The sequence below is a fragment of the Sphingobium sp. KKT206 genome (assembly GCF_055640555.1).
In genome coordinates this window covers 3,128,592-3,149,775 of sequence record NZ_CM145764.1, presented here as the reverse complement: position 1 = coordinate 3,149,775, position 21,184 = coordinate 3,128,592, and the positions used below count along the sequence as shown (strand labels likewise).

Here is a 21,184-nt window from a genome sequence, read left to right as displayed (position 1 = left end):
CCAGATCAATGGCGCAATGGCTGAAGCGTGCAATTGCACCTTGGTCCTATCCCTCCTCCGGTCGGGCGTTGATCAGCGGACGACCCAGGTCGCGCCAGCCGTCGGTCCCCTCCGCCAGCCACCAGATATTGGTATAGCCGAGCGCCCGCAGGCGGCGCGCTGCGTTCCAGCCCATCCAGCAATCGGCAAGGCAAAAGGTTATGATCATGCGGTCCCTGGCACCGCCGGTCAGGCGGACGAGGCCCTCTTGAAACCATCGATCGATCGCGGGCGAGAGGTCGCCGCGTCCCGCTTCGGGAAACCAGTGCGCGCCGGGGATGCTCGGTCGTTCGCGGGCCAGGCGCCAGCGTCCATCGGCTTCGCGATGACCGCCCTCGGCGGGTAGGACGTCGATCAGGATCGCGTCGATATCCGGCCGCAGCAGGGCGACCGCGACGGGGGCGATCCGCCCGACACCGTCGGGGGGCCGGGGAACGGGCGCACGATAATGCGCGACGCGATAGCCATCCGCGCCGAACAGCGTGTCATTCTCTGGCTGGGCCTGTGCGCCGGTCGCAACCAGCGCAAGCATCGCAGCTATCGCTTTGCCCCTCGCGCCCATATGTCCCTCCCCCGCTGCGTGACCAAAGGTGCAATGGTAGCGCCTTTCGCTTCGCCTTAGGCTTGGACTTTGGGAGAAGGTCATGGCGCGGCGTAGGCTTTTTCAGCTTCTGGTGGCCATGCTGCCAATGGCGATGGCAATGCCCGTGCTTGCTCAGCCTCCCTACCCCGACGATCCGTTGCAATCGCCGATGTGGACCGCACATGCGCGGCTGATCTTCGGCGATGACCCGGTGCGGTTCGATCCCCGCATCCGGTTGCTTTATCCGCAGGTGGCGGAAAACCAGCGTAGCTTTCCCGTGGCATTGGATGCGCGGGGCGTGGGGCCAGTGACGCGCATGATGATCTTCGCTGATCTCAACCCGATACCGATCGCCATCGACTATCGCCCGGATCTGGCGGAACCCTATATCGCGACCCGGATCAAGCTGGATCAGCGGACCCCGATAAGGGGGGCGGTGCAATTGGCCAGCGGGCAGTGGCTGGTGGCGGGCGGATGGGTCGATGCGGCGGGCGGCGGCTGCTCGGCGCCGCCGGTCGGGCGCATCACAGGCGATTGGGCGGCTCATCTGGGCGAGATGCGGGGGGAAGCCTGGCCCATGGGGACGCAGGGCAGCAGCCGTCTGCGCATCACCTTCCGACATCCGATGGATACGGGGCTGGTGGCCAATATCCCCACCTATGCGATCGAAGAGATGAGCGTGCGGTCGGAGAGTGGAACCATGCTGGGCCAGATGGCGCTCTTTGCGTCGGTTTCGGAAGATCCGGCAATAACCCTCATGCCCCGCGCCGCGCCTGGTGCCATCCTGTCGATCTTGGCGCTTGATACAAACGGACGGACCTACGCTGCCAAAGTGCCGGTGGCGCGACAATCCGCCTCGGTCCTGGCGGCGCAGCCATGACGTTGACGCGCCGGGCCATGCTCGCTGGATTGGCGCTGCCGGCGACGGCTGGCATGGCTAATGCCACTTATCCTATCCATCCCGTAGCGGTGGCGGACGGCATATGGATGATCCATGGCGACGATGCGCCCATCCAGTCTTCCAACGGCGGAGCCATCGCCAATATCGCGATCATCGACACGCCGGTCGGCACGGTGCTGGTCGATAGCGGCCCTTCGCTCCGCTATGGCCGGGCGCTCAAGGCAGTGGCAGAAGGGCTGACGGGCAAGCCGGTCATCCGCGTCTATGTAACGCATCTGCATCCTGATCATGGCATGGGCATTGCGGCCTTCGATCCGGCGATCATTGCCGCGCTGCCGCAAACCATTACGGACATGGCGCGGGACGGGCGCGGCTTTTCCGATGCGCTGTATCGCCTGCTGGGGGACTGGATGCGCGGCACTGACTTGGTGTTGCCGGGGCGGAAAATCACGGAGGCGTCTGAGGATTTCGGCGGACGACGCCTGCGCCTGATGGCGCTGGCGGGGCATAGTGCGGGTGATCTGGCGCTGTTGGACGAACAGACCGGCCTACTGATCGGCGGCGACCTGCTGTTCCATGATCGCGCGCCCGCGACACCGACCGCAGACCTGCCGCGTTGGCGCACAAGCCTCGACAGCCTCGCAAAGCTGCCGCACCGGGCGGCCTTGCCGGGCCATGGTCCCTTCGATCCGTCGGGGCAGGAAGCCATTGCCCAGACGCGCGACTGGATCGACTGGCTAGAGGAAGCCTTAACCGCCGCCGTCCGATCCGGCCTCGACATGGTGGAGGCGGGCAATGTGCCGATCCCTGCCCGCTTCGCCGGTTTGGCGGCGGCCCGCTACGAATTGCAGCGCAGCGTGTCGCATTTCTATCCAGGGCTGGAAGCCAAATGGCTGCCACGGGTCGATATGCCGGAGAGTTAGAAGCGCGCCCTTACCCCGACATACCAGCGTCGCGGGGCTCCCGGCCCATAAGCGCGCGGATTGCTGGCACCGGGGACTTCGACGAGGTCGATCTCATCCACTTCGCTGAAGGTTCCGAATGTCTCATAGCTGCGGCCGAATATATTGCGCACTTCGCCGAACATAGTGACGCCCGGCACGATATTGATACCAGCGCGCACGTTCGCGATCGCATAGCCAGGCAGCCGGGGCGTCAGGTTGGCCTCATCGCCGACCAGATATTGCCCCGACCGCGCGATCAGGTCGCCACCCACCGACCAACCTTTGCCCGCATAGTCCAACGTCAGCGTTGCGCTGTGCCGAGGGATGCCCGGCAACCGATCACCGCGATTTACGTTGATCGTGCCTTCGTCCTCCGCCATCGGGTTGGACGGACTGCTTAGTTCCATGGCGCTGCGATAGGTCGCATCGGTGAAGGCATAGCTGAGGCCCGCGACCAGCCCGCCATGCTCGGCCTTCAGCGATGCTTCGACGCCCTGCCGCCGGGTGCTGCCGATATTCTGGAAATAAGCGCGACCGCGAATTTGGGAGGCGATATATTGGATATCGTCCTGATTGGTGGTGCGATAGGCCGACAGGAGCCAAGTCGCCCGCCATCCGCCAAGACCGAACGCACCCGACGCGCCCGCTTCCCAGCTTTTGGCGACCACCTGTTTAAGCGGCGGATCGGCGATGAAGAAATTGGTGAGGCTGCACGGCGCATTTTCGTCCGCGCAGGAGAGTTCCGCCGGAGTCGGGGCGCGGTTGCTCTGCGCATAACCCGCGCGCAGCGACAGGCCTTCGGACATTTTATAGTCCAATTCGACACCGGGATTGAGCCGCCTGAACCGATGCGTTCCGTTAAGCGCTGTGCCGATCTGATCGACGAGTTGAATCCTTGCATGGTTCCAGCGGAGGCTGATTTCGGCCGACAAGCCGGGCGCGATCGGTACTCGATCCTGCACGAACACGCCCCAATAGTCGGTATAGGCGACCAGGCCGACCGGCGCGATCGCATTATCCTGCTGGACGATGCGGCTGCCCAGCCCCTCGACGCTGCGATCGTCGGTCAGCGCCCCCAGTTCGGTCGACGTGTCGAAGCGCGTGCGGCTGGTGTCGTAGCTGACGCCGATCGCGAAATGGTTGATACCGCCCAGCAAGGCACGATCGTCGATGATCTGGACCAGAGCGCCCATCGCCTTGGTCTTGGTGCGTCCGCGATTAAGCACGCCATAGCCGTCGCCCCCAAGCGTATCGGCTATGGGATCGCCGTTGGCGTCGGTCAGGATCGCCTGCACCTCTTCGCCATCCTCGTCGGCGCCTATTGTTTCCAGGCACAGTAGGCTCGCCGCATCGTCCGCCTCGCACCCTTCGATGTCGGCCGCATCGCCGTTCATCGTCCGCAATGTGAGTTGTTGGGCATAGAGCGTGCCTTCGATCCGGGTCGTTGGCGATAGCGCGACCCAGGGGTGCAGGCTTGCCCGACCATAGCGGCTGCGGCCATTGTCGGGCCAGGTGAAGACGGCCCGGCGGTCGGCCGCCAGCAATTCGATCGGCGACACGCCATTGCCGGTCAAATCCGTGTTTGCGCCTATGATTTTGAGGTGCAGCCCGCCGCCTGCGGTATCGAAGCCCATATCGGCATAGCCATTATACAGGCGCGACGGGCTGAAATCGCGCCAGCCATCGTCGCGACTATATTGGAACGCGCCAAAGGCGCTGACATCCCCGCGCGCCACGCCGCCCGCAATGCTGGCTTCGGCATAGCCGAACCGCCCGCCGGTGGCACTGGCCTCCAATCCCGGATGGCTACGCCCGGTCTTGGTTTCCAGCAGGATCGCGCCGCCCAGCGCATTGAGGCCATAGACCGGGCTGGCATCCAGCAGGCTCAGTTTGGCAATGGCGGCTTCGGGGATCAGGTCGAACTGGACCGTGTCGCCGAAAGGCTGGTTGAAGCGCGCCCCGTCCATATAGACGGCCAGCCCCTGCGATTGCCCTTGGAGCGGGGAAGCGATGAAGCCGCGATAGACCAGATTGGGCTGCCATGGGTTGTTCTGCGCGTCCTGCAAGGTGACGCCCGCCATGGTCCGAGTGAGGGCGGAGAGCAGGTCGGGCATCCCCGCTCTTGTTATATCGGCCGCGCCAAGGGCCAGCCCATCATCGCTGTCGATCCCGCCACCCGGCGCGGTCACGATGATGGTTTTCGACCTGCTTGCATCGGGCGTTTGCGCCGATGCAAGCGCCGGGCTCAGCGCCATGACCGCGATTCCCGTCGATAGTCGGCCCCATCCGTGCATCCCGTCTCTCCCATTGCCTGTTATGCCCAAAAGGCTAGGGAAGGCGGGATGGGCGCTCCATTATACCTTGGGTCAGGCGGGAACGATCGCGCGGGTTCGCACCAGCTCCTCGACCACCGTCGGGTCGGCAAGCGTGCTGATATCGCCCAGCGCCTGGGCGGATACATCGCCCTCCGCAATCTTGCGCAGGATGCGGCGCATGATCTTGCCCGACCGGGTCTTGGGCAGGCCAGGCGCGAACTGGATGACGTCGGGAGTCGCGATCGGCCCGATTTCAGCGCGGACCCATTGCACGAGCGTCCGGCGCAGGCTCTCGCTCGGCTCTTCGCCCATGTTCAGCGTCACATAGGCATAGATGCCCTGCCCCTTGATATCATGGGGAAAGCCGACCACCGCCGCCTCGGCGACCTTGGCATGTAGGACGAGCGCGCTCTCGACCTCGGCGGTGCCCATGCGATGGCCCGATACGTTGATGACGTCGTCAACGCGCCCGGTGATCCAATAATAGCCGTCCGCATCCCGCCGGGCACCGTCGCCCGTAGTATAAGCGCCGGGAAAGGTCGAGAAATAGGTCTGGAAGAAGCGATCATGGTCGTTCCAAACCGTCTGCATCTGCCCCGGCCAGGATCGGGCGATGACCAGATTGCCTTCGCACGGACCTTGCTGCACCACGCCTTCGCCATCGACGATCTGCGGTTCGACACCTGGCAAGGGGAAGGTCGCACTGCCCGGTTTGAGCGCGGTTGCGCCCGGCATCGGCGCGATCATCGCCGCGCCCGTTTCGGTCTGCCACCAGGTATCGATGATCGGGCAGCGCCCTTCACCAGCAATGGCATGATACCAGCGCCAGGCTTCCGGGTTGATCGGTTCACCCACGCTGCCCAGCAGGCGGAGCGAGGATCGGTCGGTCGCGGTGACGAAATCGTCGCCCTCCTTCATCAGCGCGCGCAGCACGGTGGGGGCGGTGAACAGTGTGTGGACCTGATGCCGGTCGACTACTTGCCAGATGCGGCTGGGCGTCGGCCAACTGGGCAGTCCTTCATACATCAATGTGGTCGCGCCATTGGCGAGGGGGCCATAGACGATATAGCTATGCCCCGTGACCCAGCCGATATCGGCCGCGCACCAATAGACGTCGCCTGGCCGATAGTCGAAGCAGAGTTCATGCGTCAGAGAGGCCCAGAGCAGATAGCCGCCGCTGCCATGCACGACGCCCTTGGGCTTGCCGGTGGAACCCGATGTGTAGAGCAGGAACAGCGGATCGCAGGCGTTCATGGGTTCGGGCGGACAGTCCGACACGACGCCTGCCATGGCATCATGATACCAGATGTCCCGGCCCGGCAGCATATCGATAGCGCCGCCGGTTGCCTGCACCACGATGACGCGACGGATGCTGGTGCAATGGTCCATGGCGAGCGCGGCATCGACATTGGCCTTGAGCGGTACGCGCTTTCCACCACGACGCCCCTCGTCGGCTGTGACCAGGATGGTGGAATCGCAATCGGTAATCCGACCCGCCAGCGCTTCGGGGGAAAAGCCGCCAAACACCACCGAATGGATCGCGCCGATCCGGGCGCAGGCCAGCAGGGCGATCGCCGCCTCCGGGATCATCGGCAGATACAGGGTGACGGGATCGCCCTTGCGCGCGCCCGCGTCTTTCAGGACATTCGCGAAGCAGCACACGGCATGATGCAGTTGCCGGTAGGTCAGGCGGCGCGGCGCTTCGGCTGGATCGTCAGGCTCCCAGATGATCGCGACGCTGTCGCCATGGTCGGCCAGATGGCGGTCCAGGCAGTTGACGGAGACGTTCAATGTGCCGTCGGCAAACCAGCTGATGCCGAAATCCGCTTCGTCAAAGCTGCTTTCGCTCGCTTTGGAGGGCGGTAACATCCAGTCAAGCCGCGCAGCCTGTTCGAGCCAGTAGCTTTCCGCATCCTCAAGCGACCGCTTATGATCGGCCATACGGCGGTCCTCGTTCATGCGGGCGCGCGTCGCCCATTCGGCGGGAACGGGGAAAAGCTCTTGCGACATCATATCTTCCTTCAGTGGATGAAACGCAGGCCGATCCACAGGGTCCGGGGCGTGCCCAAGTCCATCGATCCTGCAACATTGCGGGTGACCATAGTGGCGTCGAACAGGTTTTCGGCCCGTGCCACCAGCGACAGACCATGTCCGATCGGCAGGTCGGCAAAGGCATCGACCGTCAGGGCGTCGGGAAGGACATCCCCCTGGAGATCGTCCTCATATTGTTTGGCGACATAGCGCAGCGTCGCGAACGCCGAAGGCCCCGTTGTCGGTTGCCAGCCAAGGGTAGCGCTGGCGGCGTGGCGGGGGCTTTGGGCGGGGGCAAAGCCGTCGAACGCCAATCCCGGCGCACGGACGATGCTATGGCTATAGGCATAAGAGCCGGACAGGAGCAGGGCGTCGCGCAGCCGCGCGCGTCCGGTGAGTTCGACGCCCTTCGCGATCACCGCCGACACATTGCGCCGCTGGCGCAGATTAGGGGCGATGGTGACATTGGCGATGGCATCGTTCAGCCGATTGTAGAAAAGCGTCAGGCCAAGCGTGGCATCGGCAGCAGGATTGATGTCCAGCCCGACTTCCACCCCCTTCAGCCGTTCCGGCAGGAGTGCCGCATTGGCTTGTGTGGTGATCGGGAAGACGACGAACGGACGGTAGAGTTCGTTGAGCGTGGGCAGGCGGAAGCCGGTATAGGCCGCGGCGCGCAGGGCGACGTCCTGATCGACGCGGAACAGCGCGCCTGCACGTCCGCTGACCTGCCAGTCGCTGCGCCTGGCGAAATCGCTGTTGCTCGTCACGACGCCCGCCGCGGTCCTGCTATCGAAAAAGCTCCGGCGGATCGTCCAGCGATCGGCGCGAATGCCTCCCGTCAGGACCAGCGCTCCCAGCGTCCAGTCATCTTCCAGGAACAGACCGGTGGTGATCTGCTGCCCGCCAGCGCGGCGACGCGCGGTTACCGGATTGGCGGCCAGATTGGCATTATAGGCTTCCTCCGCCATCATGCCGTCCGCCAGCCGCGTATCGATGCCGAGCCGCAGCACATGCGCGCGTCCGACCGGCGGTCGCAACTCGATCTTGCCGCCAAGGCCGGTCGACGGCGTGTTCCGCTGATCGAGCGACTTGCGATAGGTCGATGCGCTGATGACGATATTGGAGAAATTGCGTGCCTGCACATAGGCCAGCGCATCCACTTGCCAACGGCCCCTGACCATCAGCCGGATGCTGGCATCCTGTCCCTCGCTGTGGCTGTCCGCCCCGGCAAAGCGCAGCGTCCGGTCATCGCGGAAGAACAGGCTGCGAAACTGCACTTCCATGTCGGATGACAGTGGTGCGACCGCGCGCAGGTTGACCGACCAGCCAGCATAGGCCGCTGGCGTGGTCGCGGCGACGCGCTGGGATTTCGGTGTCGTATGGAAGCCGTCGCCCCGGTCCCACCGGCCAGACAGCGACACGAAACCGCTTCCTAAATCCTGCGTCAGGGCACCGGATACTTCGCTGGCATGACGGCTGCCGTAAAAGGCGCTGGCGGATAGGTCCGCCAGGTCGTCCCGCGCCGCACTGGCCAGCTCGATCGTGCCCGCCACCGCGCCTGCACCAAAAGCACCCGATCCGCCGCCGCGCGTAACCCGCACGGCAGACAGGCGATCGGGCACCAGCGCGCTAAAAGGGATATAGCCGAAAAACGGGTCTGCCATCGGCACGCCATCCAGCAACACCAACGTCCGGCTGGACGCATTGCCGCCCAATGCCCGCAGAGTCGCACCCTGCGCCGAGGGGTTGGCCGACCGGCTGTCGGAACGGCGAAACTGCTGAAACCCCGCAACATCGGCCAGGATCGTCTCGATGCGGTTGGCGGCATTGCCGGTCAGGCGATCCCGGTCGATCATGACCGATCCATAAGCCGAACTGCCCGGCGGGAGAGGTAGGCTTTGACCCAGAACGACGATGGCGTCGCCTTCCTGTGCCCTGGCATTCGGCACCGGCAGGACATGGGCCGCACAGGACAGCATTAATGCGCCCCGTGCGATCAGGCTGTTGCAACGCATTGTGCCGTCTTCCCCCTTTGTCGCCCCTGGGCGCGGCGACCTCCTTTGATCGGAGGCCGCCGCGCCATGCCCTCTGTTCAGAAGAACAGGATGGCGCCCGCTGCGACCGTGTCGGCTTCCGCTGCATTGCCGTTATGGGCCTGCGATTTGGTGCGGATATATTCGCCGATCAGCGTGACCCAGCTGGTCAGGCCATAGCGTGCCTGACCGACCCAGCTGCTGCTCTTGTCGAGCAGCGTAGGATTGGCCAGGGCATCGGCGGCGTTGGCGTAATGGAGGTTGCTTTCGCCATAGCTGCCGCCGACCGAAAATTTGCCGAACGTGGCCAGCCCCTGCAGGTAGAAGCCGTCGCTGTCGCGCTTCGCCCCGGTCGCATCGGTATCGAACAGGTTGAGCGCGGTCGTGCCCAGCCCTGAGCCATTATAATAATAGCCCGTCAGCATGATCGGCCCATAGCCGATCTTCGCCCCCGTATCGAAGCCGCTGCCCGTATAGGTCACGCCATCGATGCGATGATGTTTTTGCGTGATGCCCGACAACCAGGCGCGCGCGGACAGATCGCCGAATTTTCCGTCATAAACGATCTTGCCCTGAAAGCCCGGCGACTTGCTGTTCTCGCCCGGCCCGGTGAGCGATTCGAGCGGTTGGAAGATACCGGCGGAAATCTGGAAGCCGCCCAGCTTTGGCGAGGAATAGGTGATCTGCGGCTGAAAGTCGGTGTAGATATAGCCGATGCCGATCCGCCCCAGCGACGTGTTGGACGGCGCGACATTGCCGCCGCTCGATCCCACCGACAACAGGGTGATATCGTTCAATATGCCTTCGGATCCGAACAGTCCGATATCGCGGCCCAGCTTGAATTCGCCCAGTCCCGCACGGCCGATGGTCATATAGGTCTGGCGAAAATCGATACCGGCCGTCTGCAAGGCCGTATTGCGTCCGCCGCTATTGGCACCCCCGCCCGCGGCATAGGTCGCGCTGTTGATGCCCGGATACATGCCGAAATGTGCGCCCACATCCCAGCCGCCCTGGTTGGTCGTGATGTCGAATTTCAGATAGCCGGGCAGCAGGCCGTTGCGGACCGACGCGCTCTTGCCACCGACTGGCACCACGCCGCCGACTACGGTTGTGTTCGGGCCGGGGGCCTGTCCGTTTTCATGGGTGTAGAAGCCATTGACCGACCCGGAAATCTTGACTGAAACGCCGCCGACTTCCATGCCGACGCCGCTATCGCTCATCCGCACCAGCCGCTTGTCGTCCAGCGACGCGGCCGCGACCTGAGCCGGTGGCAAAGCAGTGGGTGCGGTTGCGGCCTGCGCCTCGTCCTGCTGCGCCAGTTGCTGATATTCCTCGTCGGTCAGAATCCCCTTTTCGTGGAGCCTTTTCAGCAGCTCCGCCGTCGTTCCCGCCGCCGCCGGTGTTGCGGTCAGCGCGAACAGCATCGCCATCGCAGCCCCGCCCAGCCATTTCCCCCTAGACATCTCATCCCTCCCATTATGCGCCGGTCGTGCCGACGGGCGAAAGAGTGCGTCGAGTGCGGCGGGGTGCAAATTGGACTTTGGTTCTCGTTCCTTGGGTCAGAGGCGCAGGGAGGTCAGGGCGCGACGGCGATCCCCCAGGGGCCAGCGCCCACCGGCACCGTGCCGACGACCTTCGCACTGGCGAGGTCCACGATCGACACGCTATCGGACAAGCCATTGGCTGCATAAGCGCGCGTGCCATCCGCGCTGATGGCGACGTGCCACACCCGCTTGCCCACGGGCACATAGGCGCGCACGGTGCGCGTCGCCACATCGACCAGCGCGATATGGTTGGCGCGGCCCAGCGCCACGATCGCCGTCTTGCCATCCGGCGTGAAGCGGATGCCGCAGGGCAGGATCAGATGGTCCTGCACCCCCGCAATGGCAAAGCGGATCGCCGCCGTGATCTTGCGCGTGTGTGGGTCGGCGATCTGGACGGTGCCGCCAATCTCGGCTGCGATCCATAGCTGCGTTCCATCGGCGGTGAACTCGACATGGCGGGGGCGCTGGTCCGTCTCGGTGGCGGCCACCATAGTTCGGGTCGTCAGGTCGATCCAATTGACGACATTATCCTCCTCCGACGTCACGACCACCCATCGGCCATCGGGACTTTGGGCGACCCCCTCCGGTTCCTTGCCGACATCCACCTGAAAGGAGACCGTGCGGCTTTCCAGGTCGATGGCCGTCAGTGCCGCGTCATCTTCATTGGCGACGAACAGCGTCCGTCCGTCGCGCGACAGGAAAAACTGCTCAGGGTCCTGGCCCGATGGCAGGTCCGCGATGATCTTGCCCGTGGCGCGGTCGATCAGTTGCACGGCATGATCACTGCTGGCGCAGAGCAGGATATATTTGCCGTCCAGGCTAAGCGTGATCCCGCGCGGGCGCCCCCCCACCGGCCAGGTTGCGAGCGGCGTCATAGTGGCCGCGTCGATCACGCTGATGCTGTTGCCCCGTTCATTGGAGACATAGAGCGTTTCGGCATGGAGCGCAGGCATGCCCGCAACCATCGCCAGCCCCGCCAGAGCGGCCTTCATCATGGCTAATCCTCTCCTCCCTCGGCGCATCATTGCGGCGCCCGCCCGGCCTATCGGGCTTATCGGTGCGGCGGGATTGTACCAATGGCCAATGGGGTGCGTGCCTCCGCTTCCCTACAACCCGTCTCCACAAGCGAGAGCGGCCGATATGGGCCGACAGACAGAGACGAGGATGGATGATGAGGAATAAGGGACGTATCGCATTGATCGGCGCCACCTGCCTGCTTGGCGCGTCAATCACCTCATCCTTGCTGGCGCATGGCAATGTCACGCCCCAGGCGGTCGAAACGGCGGCGTTGCCCGACATTGGCGAGGAGTGGCTTCAGCATAATCCCTATCGCGGCAATGCCGACGCGGTGAAGATCGGCGAGTCGGCTTACGGCCAGAATTGCGCCCGCTGCCACGGGCTGGACGGTGAATCCGGCGGCATTGCGCCCGACCTGCGCTATCTGGAAGTCGGCGACAGCGGAGATGAATGGTATATCCAGCGCTTCCAGCACGGGTCCAGCCATGATGGCAAAGTCTATATGCCGCCCATGGGCGAAGTGCTGGGCCAGAAAGCCGGGTGGGCGATCCGCGCCTGGCTTGAAACCAAGCATCAGGAGTAAGCCGCCATGGATCGTCGCGTCTTCCTCCACCATGCAGCAATGGCCGCGATGCTCGCCATGTCGGGCTTTCCCTTGGAGGAATCTGCCAAGGCCGCGCCGCTGGGCAGGGTCAAGGAACTGGGCGTGCTTCGGGTCGCCGTATATCGGGACAATCGCCCCTGGTCCTGGCGCAAGGATGGCCGACTGGTCGGCATCGACGTCGATCTGGCGCAGGCGCTTGCCAAGGGGCTGGGCGTGCGCGCCGATATTGCCGAACTGGTCGCCGACGAAAGTGCCGACGATGATTTGCGCAATGGCGTGTGGCGGGGCGGCCTGCTCGGCTTCCCGCCCGCCGATATCATGCTGCATGTGCCGTTCGACCGCGCTTTTGCCGCACGCAATGATCAGGTCGCGATCGTCGCGCCCTATTTCCGCGAGAGCTTTCAATTCGCCGGGGTGAAGAGCGAGATCGATGTCAACGCCCCTCCGGCCGACTATCGTGGCAAGCGGCTGGCGGTCGAACTGGACTCGATCCCCGACTTCTACCTGATCGGTACGGCGGGCGGGATATTGGCCAAGAATGTCATCCATTTCCCCAATGGTGCCGATGCGGTGCTCGCCGTGACCGACGGGCGCGCGGACGCCGTGCTGGCAAGCCGGGCGCAGATCGAGGCGGTGCTGCACGATAGCGGCACCACGACAGTCGCCACCCGGACCATGCCGCTGCCCGCCTTCGCATCGGCCGGGTGGGACATCGGCATGGCGGTGAAGGAAAATAGCCGCAATCTGGGCGACGCAGTGGAAGCGATCCTGGCAACGATGCGCGCATCGGGCGAACTGGAAACGATCTTCACGGCGCATGGCGTGCGTTACAGGCCTGCGCTCGCGGCGGGTTGAGCGGCCTGCTCTTGCCCAAATCCGAACGAGGGGATGGCCGCATAGAATGAAGGCGCGACCCAAGGTCCAATTGCTCCGCCAGCCTCATCCCATAATCTGCACGTCGAAGGCGCCGAGCGCGCCCATAACAGGGAGGATGATCATGAAAGGGCGTTTCACACGTTCGCTAACCGGCGCCGTCACTTTGGCGCTGTTGACGGCCGCGGCACCGTTGGTCGCTCAGGGGCCGACCGATGCGGATTTGATGGCCGATGCGACATCGACCGGCGATGTGCTGACCTATGGCATGGGGCCACAGGCGCAGCGTTTCAGCCCACTCACCGCGCTCAATACCCAGACCATATCGCGGCTGGTGCCCGCCTTTGCCGCATCCTTGGGTGGCGAAAAGCAGCGAGGGCAGGAATCGCAGCCTCTGGTCTATGACGGCACCATCTACGTCACCGGCTCCTATTCGCGCCTCTATGCCTTCGACGCGCGCACCGGCGAGGAAAAATGGGAATATAATGCCCGCCTGCCGGACGGCATCATGCCCTGTTGCGATGTCGTCAATCGCGGTGCGGCCATCCATGGCGACAAGATCATCTTCGCGACGCTCGACGCGCGGCTCGTCGCCCTCAACCGCCTGACCGGCAAGGTCATCTGGAACAAGCAGATTGCCGATTACAAGGCGGGCTATAGCGCCACCGCCGCGCCGCTGATCGTCAAGGGCATGGTCATCACCGGCAATTCGGGCGGCGAGTTCGGCGTGGTCGGCGCAGTGGAGGCGCGCGATGTCGATACGGGCGAGTTGATCTGGCACCGGCCGGTGATCGAAGGGAATATGGGCACCCTGCGCGGCAAGGATAATGGCATTACCGGCAAGCTCAACGCCAGTTGGCAGGGCGACATGTGGAAGACCGGCGGCGGCGCGACCTGGCTCGGCGGCACTTATGACCCGGAAACCAACCTTCTCTATTTCGGCACTGGCAACCCGGCCCCCTGGAACAGCCATTTGCGCCCCGGCGACAATCTCTACAGCGCCTCGACGCTGGCGATCGATCCTGAAACGGGCGTGATCAAATGGCATTATCAGACCACGCCGCATGACGGCTGGGATTTCGATGGCGTCAACGAATTCATCCCCTTCGATGCCACGATCAACGGCAAGCCGATGAAATTGGGCGGAAAGGCCGACCGCAACGGCTATTTCTTCGTGCTGGACCGCACCAATGGCAAATTCATCAGCGCCAATAAATTCGTGATGCAGACGACCTGGGCCGATGGCTATGACAAGAATGGCAAGCCCAAGGTGATCCCGGCGGGTCGGCCCGGCGCGCCCGACGGCACGGAAAAGGGCAAGAGCGTCTTTTCTTCCCCGTCCTTCCTGGGCGGCAAGAATTGGATGCCGATGGCCTATAGCAAGGATACAGGGCTGTTCTACATCCCGTCGAACGACTGGGGCATGGACATCTGGAACGAGCCGATCGCCTATAAGAAGGGGGCGGCCTATCTGGGGGCGGGCTTCACGATCAAGCCGATCGCCGACGATCATATCGGCGCGCTGCGGGCGATGGATCCCAAGACCGGCAAGATCGTGTGGGAATATAAGAATAAGGCGCCCCTGTGGGGCGGAGTGCTGACGACCGCAGGCAACCTGGTCTTCACCGGCACGCCGGAGGGCTATCTCAAGGCGTTCGATGCCAAGACCGGCCAGGAATTGTGGAAGTTCCAGACCGGGTCGGGCGTGGTTGGATCGCCTGTCACCTGGGAACAGGATGGCGAGCAATATGTCGCCGTCATGTCCGGCTGGGGCGGCGCGGTGCCGCTATGGGGTGGCGAGGTCGCCAAGTCCTTCAAGGATATCAACCAGGGCGGATCGCTCTGGGTGTTCAAGCTGCCGAAATAAGGGAATAGCTGCTATGATCGTCATGGGGCGCGGGAATTATGCAGGCCAGTCAGGCCGTCTTGCCGTGCCCCCGATCATGGTCGATCGTCATGGGCAGGGGGGACGGATGCAGGGGGATGATGGCGACCTGATGGCGGACGAGGTCATGATGGAGCGAGTGCTGATCATCGACGATCATCCGCTGGTCCGCGACGGGCTGCGCAGCGTCATCGCCATCACCTTCGACGGCTGTGCGATCTTCGAGGCGGCGAGCATGGAGGAGGCGCTGACGACGCTGGACAAACAGTCAAATTTCGATCTGATCCTGCTCGACCTCCACATTCCCGACGTCAAGCGGCTGGACGGACTGCGCCTGTTGCGCAGCCGTTTTCCGATCCTGCCCGTGGTCATGATATCGGGCGCGTTCGACCGCGCGATCGTGCGCGAGGCGCTGACCGCCGGGGCGGCGGGGTTCATCCCCAAGTCGATGAAGCGCAGCGCGATCGTCGATGCGCTGCATCGCGTGGTGTCCGGCGAAATCTACATGCCCGACGCGATCGAGGATGGTCCGCAGGAAAGCCCGGAGGAGGCCGATATCCTCAACCGCATCGGTAGCCTGACGCCGCAGCAGCGGGTTGTGCTGACGCATCTGGTCCATGGCCGCTTGAACAAGCAGATTGCCCATGACCTGAGCGTATCGATGACCACAGTGAAAGCGCATGTCTCCGCCATCCTCCAAAAGTTGCATGTATTCAGCCGGACCCAGGCCGTGATCCTGGCCAACCGGGTGCGTTTCGACGGCGATAATTAGGCGATCAGTCCAGAATTGTTCGGAGCAACGCGCGCAGCTGCGCTGGCTTCACCGGCTTGTTCAGCAACGGCGTCGCGGTGGCCGCCAATTGGGTTTTCAGCGCCTCGCCGCGGTCGGCGGATATCATCACGGCGGGCACTTTGACGCCGAAATGATCATGCAGGCGGTGGATCACGGTATCGCCCGTTTCGCCATCTTTCAGATGATAGTCCACCAGGATGATGTCGGGCCGCGCGCCATCGGCGAAGAGCAAGGCGGCCTGATCGAACCCGTCAGCCGTTGCCACCGCGCAGCCCCAGCCGGTCAGCAGCGTCCGCATGCCGGACTGGATCTGGCGTTCATTGTCGATCACCAGCACGGAAAGATTGCGCATCGGCCGATCGCGGGACGGCGGCGCGCGGTCGGGATCGTCGTCGCGCTGTTCCTGCCCGATCGGCAGGGTGATCGCGAATGTGGCGCCTTCGCCCGGTGCCGACCGCAATGTGATGGGATGACCCAGCATGTCGCTGGCCCGTTTGACGATGGCGAGGCCCAGCCCCTTACCCTGGCAGCGTGTGTCCAGCCGCAGAAACTCCTCGAAGATCAGCGCCTGCTTGTCCGCCGCGATGCCGGGGCCGGTATCGGTGACGCTGATTTCCACCCCCTGATCCGTCGCCGCGCAGCAGACCCGCACCGATCCGCTGGGGGTGTAGCGAATGGCGTTGGAAATGAAGTTCTGAAGGATGCGGCGCAGCAGCCGGACATCGGTTTCGACCCAGAGCGGCTCGGCTATGATCTGGAAGGCAAGGTGCGCCGCACGGGCCATCGGCGCGAATTCCACATTCAGCGTCTGCAACAGCCGGTCGATACGGATATGCCCGATTTCCGGCTGGATCGCGCCCGCGTCGAGCCGGGAGATTTCCAGTAACGCCTCCAGCAGATCTTCGACCGAATCCAGCGCCGTCGACGTCTGGTTGACCAGCGCGCGCGTCGGCAGCGCCAGTCGCCGGTCCCCCAGCGCCGCGACGAACAGCCGCGCGGCATTGAGCGGTTGCAATAGGTCATGGCTGGCGGCTGCGAGAAAGCTGGTTTTCGACAGGTTCGCCTTTTCCGCCGCGATCTTGGCCTGCGTCAATGCGGCTTGCACCGCCCGCCGCTCGGCCACTTCGCCTTCCAGCTTGCGGTTGAGTTCGACCAGTTCGCCCGTGCGTTCCGACACGCGGCGCTCCAGCGTTTCGGCCGTTTCCTGCAAGCTCGCCTGCGCGCGCAGCATGTCGGTGACATCGATGAAACCGAACACCTGGCCCCCGCCCGCCATGGTTTTCGCCCGGATCTCGAAATGCCGCTGGCCCGCCGCGCACCGGCGCACAATCGTTTGATTGTCGGCATGCCCCCCGCGCCAATCGAGACAGCCGCCATCGTCCAGCCCCAGCGTGTCGCGACACCAGCGGACCAGATCGCCATGGCTGGCCAGTGCGCCCGCGAGATGATCCGGCAGGGCAAGCAGGCGGCGCAGTGCTTCGTTCCAGGCCGCCAGTTGCCGACTATTGTCGAACAGGCACACCCCCTCCGACAGATTGTCGAGCGTCGCCTGAAGCACGACATTGCGTTCGGCCAGTTCACGGGCGCGGGCGCGGGCATCCTCCGCCTTGGCCTCGGTAATATCGGTATAGATGCCGACAATGCCGCCTTCGCTGGTGCGCAATTCGTTGATCTGGATCCAGCGGCCATCGGCGAGCCGCTGCACCTGTGCGCCATCGGCAATGCCATGTTTGGCCAGCCGATCGGACACCCAACGGTCCGGCGCGACCTGTGCCCCAGCCGGGCTTTGGCTATGTGCCACGATCCGCGCAATGTCGTGGAAGGTCACGCCTTCGTCCAGATGGTCCGCCACCTGAGGCCAGAAGCCGAGATAGGCTTCGTTATGAAGGACCAGCCGATCCTCCGCATCGAACAGCACAAAACCCTCGTTGATCGATTCGATCGCATCGCGCAGGCGCATGCGGGCGGCATCGGCGCGGGCATGGGCATCGCTCAGGTCCGCATTGGCCTTTGCCAGTCGCCCAAGCGCATCTTCCAACTGGATGGTGCGATCGCGGACCTTCGCCTCCAGTGAGATGGCGGTTTCGAACATCGAAAAGGCGTTGGCCGACATGTCGGTCGACCGTTCCACGCGGTCCATCAGCGCGCTGTTGATCTTGCGCAGTTTGCGGTTCTCCTCGCGCAGACGCGCGACTTCGCTATCCGCGTCCGACCGGGTGCCATCCTGCGTCATTTTCCGATCGCAAGCCCGCTGAACGTCTGGTTCACATGGAGCGCATGATATTGTTCGCCATAGGTGTTGAAACCGACGACTCGATGCCGCGCATAAAGGGCGGACACGTCCCGGCTGATCTGCCGTTGTTCCGCATCGATCCGGTTCAGCACGCAATCGAAGGCGATGATCCGATCCACTTCCCCGACATGGACATCGATGTCCTGGAACAGGGCTTCCATGCCGGCGATGCGGTCTACGGGCTCGCCGATCGTCAGTACGATGCCCTCGTCGATGGCGCAGTAAAAGGTCAGGCTCCCGTCAGGGTTGGCGCTCTGGATCGATCGGACATGATATTCCCCGCCCGCGCGGACCATCGGCGGATGGGCGGCGAAGAACGCCGTCCCCAGCGCTTCGCCGGCATGACCCGCCAACCGCAGATATTCGGCTGCGGCCGGTTCGGCATTGATCTCCGTCACGATCCGTTCAGGCGAGTTCGCGCCGGTAATTACCATCTTCCGGTCGCCCGGCCGATAATGCTGCGCCTTGAACACATGTATCGCCCGGCTCGTGGACAGGATGGCAATGACCGCCGCGCGGGCGTGAAAGCGCCCCCCATCGAATATCGCCGTCTGGCGAAAGGCCAGGTCGTCGCCCGAAGAGCCGCCGATCAGCGGAATGTCGCCCAAGGCGTCCTGGATCGTCATGGTCAGCAATTCTTCGCGATGCGACAGGCCGTCCACCAGGAACAGGGCGACATGATTGACGCTCTCGCCCAGCGCCCGGCTGTCGCGTTCCGCCCGTGCCGCAAGCGCGCGCACCTGTTCGCGCGCGGCTTGGGGATCGAAATTATCGATGTCGTCGAAACAATGGGACGTCATGCGGAAGCTGTCGGCGGGAAAGCCGATGATGGTCAGGCTGTCGCTGTCATAACCATTGCCGGTCAATTCCCCCGAACTGGTGCAGCCGATCACCGTCATACCCTCGCTATGCCGGTTGATCGCCCGCGCCAGCCGGTCGCGATCATAGCGGTGCGAACAGAAGATCATCGCACCGGCCAGCGGCTGTGCGCCCAGCGTCTCGCCCAGTTCTGCCATGGCCTCGAACGGATCATCGGCATGGGAGGAGGCAAACCCTATCCCCGCCTTCAGGATGTCTGTCGTCGCCTTGCCCCTCATCCCGCTGCCTTGTCGTCTTTATGGCAATATCATGCGCAGGGATGATCGATATTGTCACCCGAAACCCGACGCTTTTCGCGCTTTGGACCGGATATGTCGTGCAGAAAGGGGCAAGCGTATCATCGCTTGCCGGAACGGCTGGTCCGCGTCGCGCAATCAGCCGCCGCGCGCCGGTTCTCCGGCGGCCTCCAGCAGCGCCGACTCGCTTTCGCTAAACAGGCGCGAGCGGACCAGGAACCGCAGGCCTTCGGGGCTTTCCAGCGACATGCCCGCCCCCCGGCCCGGCACGACATCGATGATCACCTGCGTATGGCGCCAATAGTCGAATTGCGCGGCGCCGATCCATACCGGCACATCGCCTGCAATCCGCCCCAGCAACACATCCTGCGCCCCGACTCGAAATTCACCGCGCAGGAAACACATCGGGGCGGACCCGTCGCAACACCCGCCCGATTGATGAAACATGAGCGGCCCATGCAGCGCCGTCAGACGAGTGATCAGGGCGTCCGCCTGCGGGGTGGACAGGATGCGTGCCGGAAGCGATACCATCGTCTGTCTCCGCCAAAATGAAGCGGCAGGCATCCCATGATGCCCACCGCCGACCTTCAGAAGAAATCCATTCCTTTAGAAGAAACCCAGGGCCTTCGGGCTGTAGCTGACCAGCAGATTCTTCGTCTGCTGATAATGGTCCAGCATCATCTTGTGATTTTCGCGCCCGATGCCCGACTGTTTATAGCCGCCAAAGGCCGCATGGGCGGGATAGGCATGGTAGCAATTGGTCCACACCCGACCAGCCTGGATGCCACGGCCCATGCGATAGGCGCGCGTCCCGTCGCGGGTCCATACGCCTGCGCCCAGACCGTAGAGCGTGTCATTGGCGATCGCCAGCGCGTCGGCCTCATCCTTGAAGGTGGTCACTGCCAGTACCGGCCCGAAGATTTCCTCTTGGAAAATCCGCATCTTGTTATGGCCCTTGAGGACGGTGGGCGTTACATAATAGCCCTGGCTCAGATCGCCCTCATGGCTGGCGCGTTCGCCGCCGGTCAGCACCTGCGCGCCTTCTTCGCGACCGATGGCGATGTAGGACAGGATCTTTTCCAGTTGGTCGTTGGACGCCTGCGCGCCGATCATCGTCGATGGATCGAGCGGGCTGCCCTGCTTGATCGCCTTCACCCGTGCGATGGCGCGCTCGATGAAACGATCGTAGATCGATTCCTGAATGAGCGCGCGGCTGGGGCAGGTACAGACTTCGCCCTGGTTGAGCGCGAACATGGCAAAGCCTTCCAGGCATTTGTCGAAATAATCGTCGTCGGCGTCCATCACGTCGGCAAAGAAGATGTTGGGCGACTTGCCGCCCAGTTCCAACGTCACCGGGATCAGGTTTTCCGACGCATATTGCATGATCAGGCGGCCGGTCGTGGTTTCGCCGGTAAAGGCGATCTTGCTGATCCGCTTGCTGCTGGCGAGCGGCTTGCCCGCTTCGACGCCAAAGCCGTTAACGATGTTGAGCACGCCGGGCGGCAACAGGTCGCCGATAATCTCCGCTAGCACCAGGATCGACATCGGCGTCTGTTCGGCAGGCTTGAGCACGATGCAATTGCCAGCCGCAAGGGCAGGCGCCAGTTTCCACACCGCCATCAGGATGGGGAAGTTCCACGGAATGATCTGACCCACCACGCCCAGCGGTTCGTGGAAATGATAGGCGATGGTGTCATGGTCAATCTCGCTGATCGAGCCTTCCTGGGCACGGGCGCAACCGGCGAAATAGCGGAAATGGTCGATCGCCAAAGGAATATCGGCATGGGTCGTCTCGCGGATCGGCTTACCGTTGTCGATCGTCTCAGCCATCGCGATCAGATCCAGATTGGCTTCCATCCGGTCGGCGATCTTCAGCAAGATGTTGGACCGTTCGGTCGATGACATCCGGCCCCACGCCGCCTTGGCGGCGTGTGCGGCATCCAGGGCCAGCTCGATATCCTCGGCTGTGCCGCGCGCCACCTGGCACACCACCTGTCCGTTGACGGGCGAAACATTGTCGAAATAGGCGCCCTTCACAGGCGCCGTCCATGCCCCACCGATATAATTGTCATAGCAATCGCGGATGAGGGTGTGGCCGGATAATTTCTCCAGCGCCTGGTGCAGCATCATCATATCTCCTGGGTCAATTTTCGCATTGAAATTCAGGATGTCAGGATGGCAAAGTCGGGGAAGCGCGCAATTAGACCTTTGGTC

General features: G+C 63.6%; 16 protein-coding genes. 6 read left to right on the top strand and 10 right to left on the bottom strand.

Annotation, left to right across the window (positions count from 1 at the left end; genetic code table 11):
- Positions 1-46: 46 nt before the first annotated feature.
- Positions 47-571, bottom strand: coding sequence for a rhodanese-like domain-containing protein (locus tag ACZ2HM_RS15235; protein WP_470425606.1), 525 nt, complete (start codon positions 569-571; stop codon positions 47-49).
- A 112-nt stretch (positions 572-683) separates the two neighbouring features.
- On the opposite strand from ACZ2HM_RS15235, the gene ACZ2HM_RS15230 reads away from it, so the two are divergent.
- Both ACZ2HM_RS15230 and ACZ2HM_RS15225 read left to right on the top strand, forming a co-directional pair.
- The gene (locus tag ACZ2HM_RS15230; RefSeq protein ID WP_470425605.1) at positions 684-1,502 is read left to right on the top strand and encodes a quinoprotein dehydrogenase-associated SoxYZ-like carrier; all 819 of its coding nucleotides are present in this window, start codon (positions 684-686) and stop codon (positions 1,500-1,502) included.
- On the top strand, positions 1,499-2,446 hold the full coding sequence (locus ACZ2HM_RS15225; RefSeq protein WP_470425604.1) for a quinoprotein relay system zinc metallohydrolase 1: 948 nt from the start codon (positions 1,499-1,501) through the stop codon (positions 2,444-2,446). The genes ACZ2HM_RS15230 and ACZ2HM_RS15225 overlap by 4 nt, the downstream gene beginning before the upstream one ends.
- On the opposite strand, the gene ACZ2HM_RS15220 is transcribed toward ACZ2HM_RS15225, so the two are convergent.
- The 5 genes from ACZ2HM_RS15220 to ACZ2HM_RS15200 form a co-directional block, all read right to left on the bottom strand.
- Positions 2,443-4,761: a TonB-dependent receptor gene (locus tag ACZ2HM_RS15220; protein ID WP_470425603.1), complete on the bottom strand. Its 2,319-nt coding sequence runs from the start codon at positions 4,759-4,761 to the stop codon at positions 2,443-2,445. The two genes, ACZ2HM_RS15225 and ACZ2HM_RS15220, sit on opposite strands and share 4 nt — an antisense overlap.
- A 72-nt stretch (positions 4,762-4,833) precedes the next feature.
- Positions 4,834-6,792 carry an acetate--CoA ligase gene (gene acs, locus ACZ2HM_RS15215; protein WP_470425602.1) on the bottom strand — a complete coding sequence of 653 codons (1,959 nt, stop codon included), beginning with the start codon at positions 6,790-6,792 and terminating at the stop codon, positions 4,834-4,836.
- 11 nt (positions 6,793-6,803) lie between these two features.
- Positions 6,804-8,828 carry a TonB-dependent receptor gene (locus ACZ2HM_RS15210; protein WP_443019427.1) on the bottom strand — a complete coding sequence of 675 codons (2,025 nt, stop codon included), beginning with the start codon at positions 8,826-8,828 and terminating at the stop codon, positions 6,804-6,806.
- Between the two features lie 77 nt (positions 8,829-8,905).
- Positions 8,906-10,309, bottom strand: a complete 1,404-nt coding sequence (locus ACZ2HM_RS15205; RefSeq protein WP_037474678.1) for a porin — start codon at positions 10,307-10,309, stop codon at positions 8,906-8,908.
- A 113-nt stretch (positions 10,310-10,422) separates the two neighbouring features.
- Entirely contained in the window at positions 10,423-11,385 is a 963-nt protein-coding gene (locus tag ACZ2HM_RS15200; protein WP_470425601.1) for a PQQ-dependent catabolism-associated beta-propeller protein, read from the bottom strand.
- Between the two features lie 176 nt (positions 11,386-11,561).
- Between ACZ2HM_RS15200 and pedF the strand changes: the two genes are divergently transcribed.
- From pedF to ACZ2HM_RS15180, 4 genes are all read left to right on the top strand, one after another.
- Complete coding sequence (gene pedF / locus ACZ2HM_RS15195; protein WP_037474684.1) at positions 11,562-11,990, top strand: cytochrome c-550 PedF; 429 nt, start codon at positions 11,562-11,564, stop codon at positions 11,988-11,990.
- Between the two features lie 6 nt (positions 11,991-11,996).
- Entirely contained in the window at positions 11,997-12,866 is an 870-nt protein-coding gene (locus ACZ2HM_RS15190; protein WP_470425600.1) for a substrate-binding periplasmic protein, read from the top strand.
- 142 nt (positions 12,867-13,008) lie between these two features.
- Positions 13,009-14,751, top strand: coding sequence for a methanol/ethanol family PQQ-dependent dehydrogenase (locus ACZ2HM_RS15185; RefSeq protein WP_470425599.1), 1,743 nt, complete (start codon positions 13,009-13,011; stop codon positions 14,749-14,751).
- Positions 14,752-14,764: 13 nt separating this feature from the next.
- The gene (locus ACZ2HM_RS15180; RefSeq protein ID WP_470425598.1) at positions 14,765-15,541 is read left to right on the top strand and encodes a response regulator; all 777 of its coding nucleotides are present in this window, start codon (positions 14,765-14,767) and stop codon (positions 15,539-15,541) included.
- 4 nt (positions 15,542-15,545) lie between these two features.
- On the opposite strand, the gene ACZ2HM_RS15175 is transcribed toward ACZ2HM_RS15180, so the two are convergent.
- The 4 genes from ACZ2HM_RS15175 to adh form a co-directional block, all read right to left on the bottom strand.
- The gene (locus ACZ2HM_RS15175) at positions 15,546-17,795 is read right to left on the bottom strand and encodes a hybrid sensor histidine kinase/response regulator (protein ID WP_470425597.1); all 2,250 of its coding nucleotides are present in this window, start codon (positions 17,793-17,795) and stop codon (positions 15,546-15,548) included.
- Positions 17,792-18,952 (bottom strand): FIST N-terminal domain-containing protein, encoded by a 1,161-nt coding sequence (locus ACZ2HM_RS15170; protein ID WP_470425596.1) that lies wholly within the window; start codon positions 18,950-18,952, stop codon positions 17,792-17,794. Before ACZ2HM_RS15170 ends, ACZ2HM_RS15175 begins: the two co-directional genes overlap by 4 nt.
- A 156-nt stretch (positions 18,953-19,108) precedes the next feature.
- Entirely contained in the window at positions 19,109-19,501 is a 393-nt protein-coding gene (locus ACZ2HM_RS15165) for a DUF779 domain-containing protein (RefSeq protein ID WP_037475099.1), read from the bottom strand.
- Positions 19,502-19,576: 75 nt separating this feature from the next.
- A complete protein-coding gene (gene adh / locus ACZ2HM_RS15160) occupies positions 19,577-21,097 on the bottom strand; it encodes an aldehyde dehydrogenase (RefSeq protein ID WP_037478263.1) in 1,521 nt (506 codons plus the stop codon).
- Between the last annotated feature and the right edge of the window lie 87 nt (positions 21,098-21,184).

Excerpts from the sequence above, each read along its gene's own strand:
- ACZ2HM_RS15235 (WP_470425606.1), bottom strand. The coding sequence starts at position 571 with ATGCTTGCGCTGGTTGCGACCGGCGCACAGGCCCAGCCAGAGAATGAC.
- ACZ2HM_RS15230 (WP_470425605.1), top strand. The coding sequence starts at position 684 with ATGGCGCGGCGTAGGCTTTTTCAGCTTCTGGTGGCCATGCTGCCAATG.
- ACZ2HM_RS15225 (WP_470425604.1), top strand. The coding sequence starts at position 1,499 with ATGACGTTGACGCGCCGGGCCATGCTCGCTGGATTGGCGCTGCCGGCG.
- ACZ2HM_RS15220 (WP_470425603.1), bottom strand. The coding sequence starts at position 4,761 with ATGCACGGATGGGGCCGACTATCGACGGGAATCGCGGTCATGGCGCTG.
- acs (WP_470425602.1), bottom strand. The coding sequence starts at position 6,792 with ATGTCGCAAGAGCTTTTCCCCGTTCCCGCCGAATGGGCGACGCGCGCC.
- ACZ2HM_RS15210 (WP_443019427.1), bottom strand. The coding sequence starts at position 8,828 with ATGCGTTGCAACAGCCTGATCGCACGGGGCGCATTAATGCTGTCCTGT.
- ACZ2HM_RS15205 (WP_037474678.1), bottom strand. The coding sequence starts at position 10,309 with ATGTCTAGGGGGAAATGGCTGGGCGGGGCTGCGATGGCGATGCTGTTC.
- ACZ2HM_RS15200 (WP_470425601.1), bottom strand. The coding sequence starts at position 11,385 with ATGATGAAGGCCGCTCTGGCGGGGCTGGCGATGGTTGCGGGCATGCCT.
- pedF (WP_037474684.1), top strand. The coding sequence starts at position 11,562 with ATGAGGAATAAGGGACGTATCGCATTGATCGGCGCCACCTGCCTGCTT.
- ACZ2HM_RS15190 (WP_470425600.1), top strand. The coding sequence starts at position 11,997 with ATGGATCGTCGCGTCTTCCTCCACCATGCAGCAATGGCCGCGATGCTC.
- ACZ2HM_RS15185 (WP_470425599.1), top strand. The coding sequence starts at position 13,009 with ATGAAAGGGCGTTTCACACGTTCGCTAACCGGCGCCGTCACTTTGGCG.
- ACZ2HM_RS15180 (WP_470425598.1), top strand. The coding sequence starts at position 14,765 with ATGATCGTCATGGGGCGCGGGAATTATGCAGGCCAGTCAGGCCGTCTT.
- ACZ2HM_RS15175 (WP_470425597.1), bottom strand. The coding sequence starts at position 17,795 with ATGACGCAGGATGGCACCCGGTCGGACGCGGATAGCGAAGTCGCGCGT.
- ACZ2HM_RS15170 (WP_470425596.1), bottom strand. The coding sequence starts at position 18,952 with ATGAGGGGCAAGGCGACGACAGACATCCTGAAGGCGGGGATAGGGTTT.
- ACZ2HM_RS15165 (WP_037475099.1), bottom strand. The coding sequence starts at position 19,501 with ATGGTATCGCTTCCGGCACGCATCCTGTCCACCCCGCAGGCGGACGCC.
- adh (WP_037478263.1), bottom strand. The coding sequence starts at position 21,097 with ATGCTGCACCAGGCGCTGGAGAAATTATCCGGCCACACCCTCATCCGC.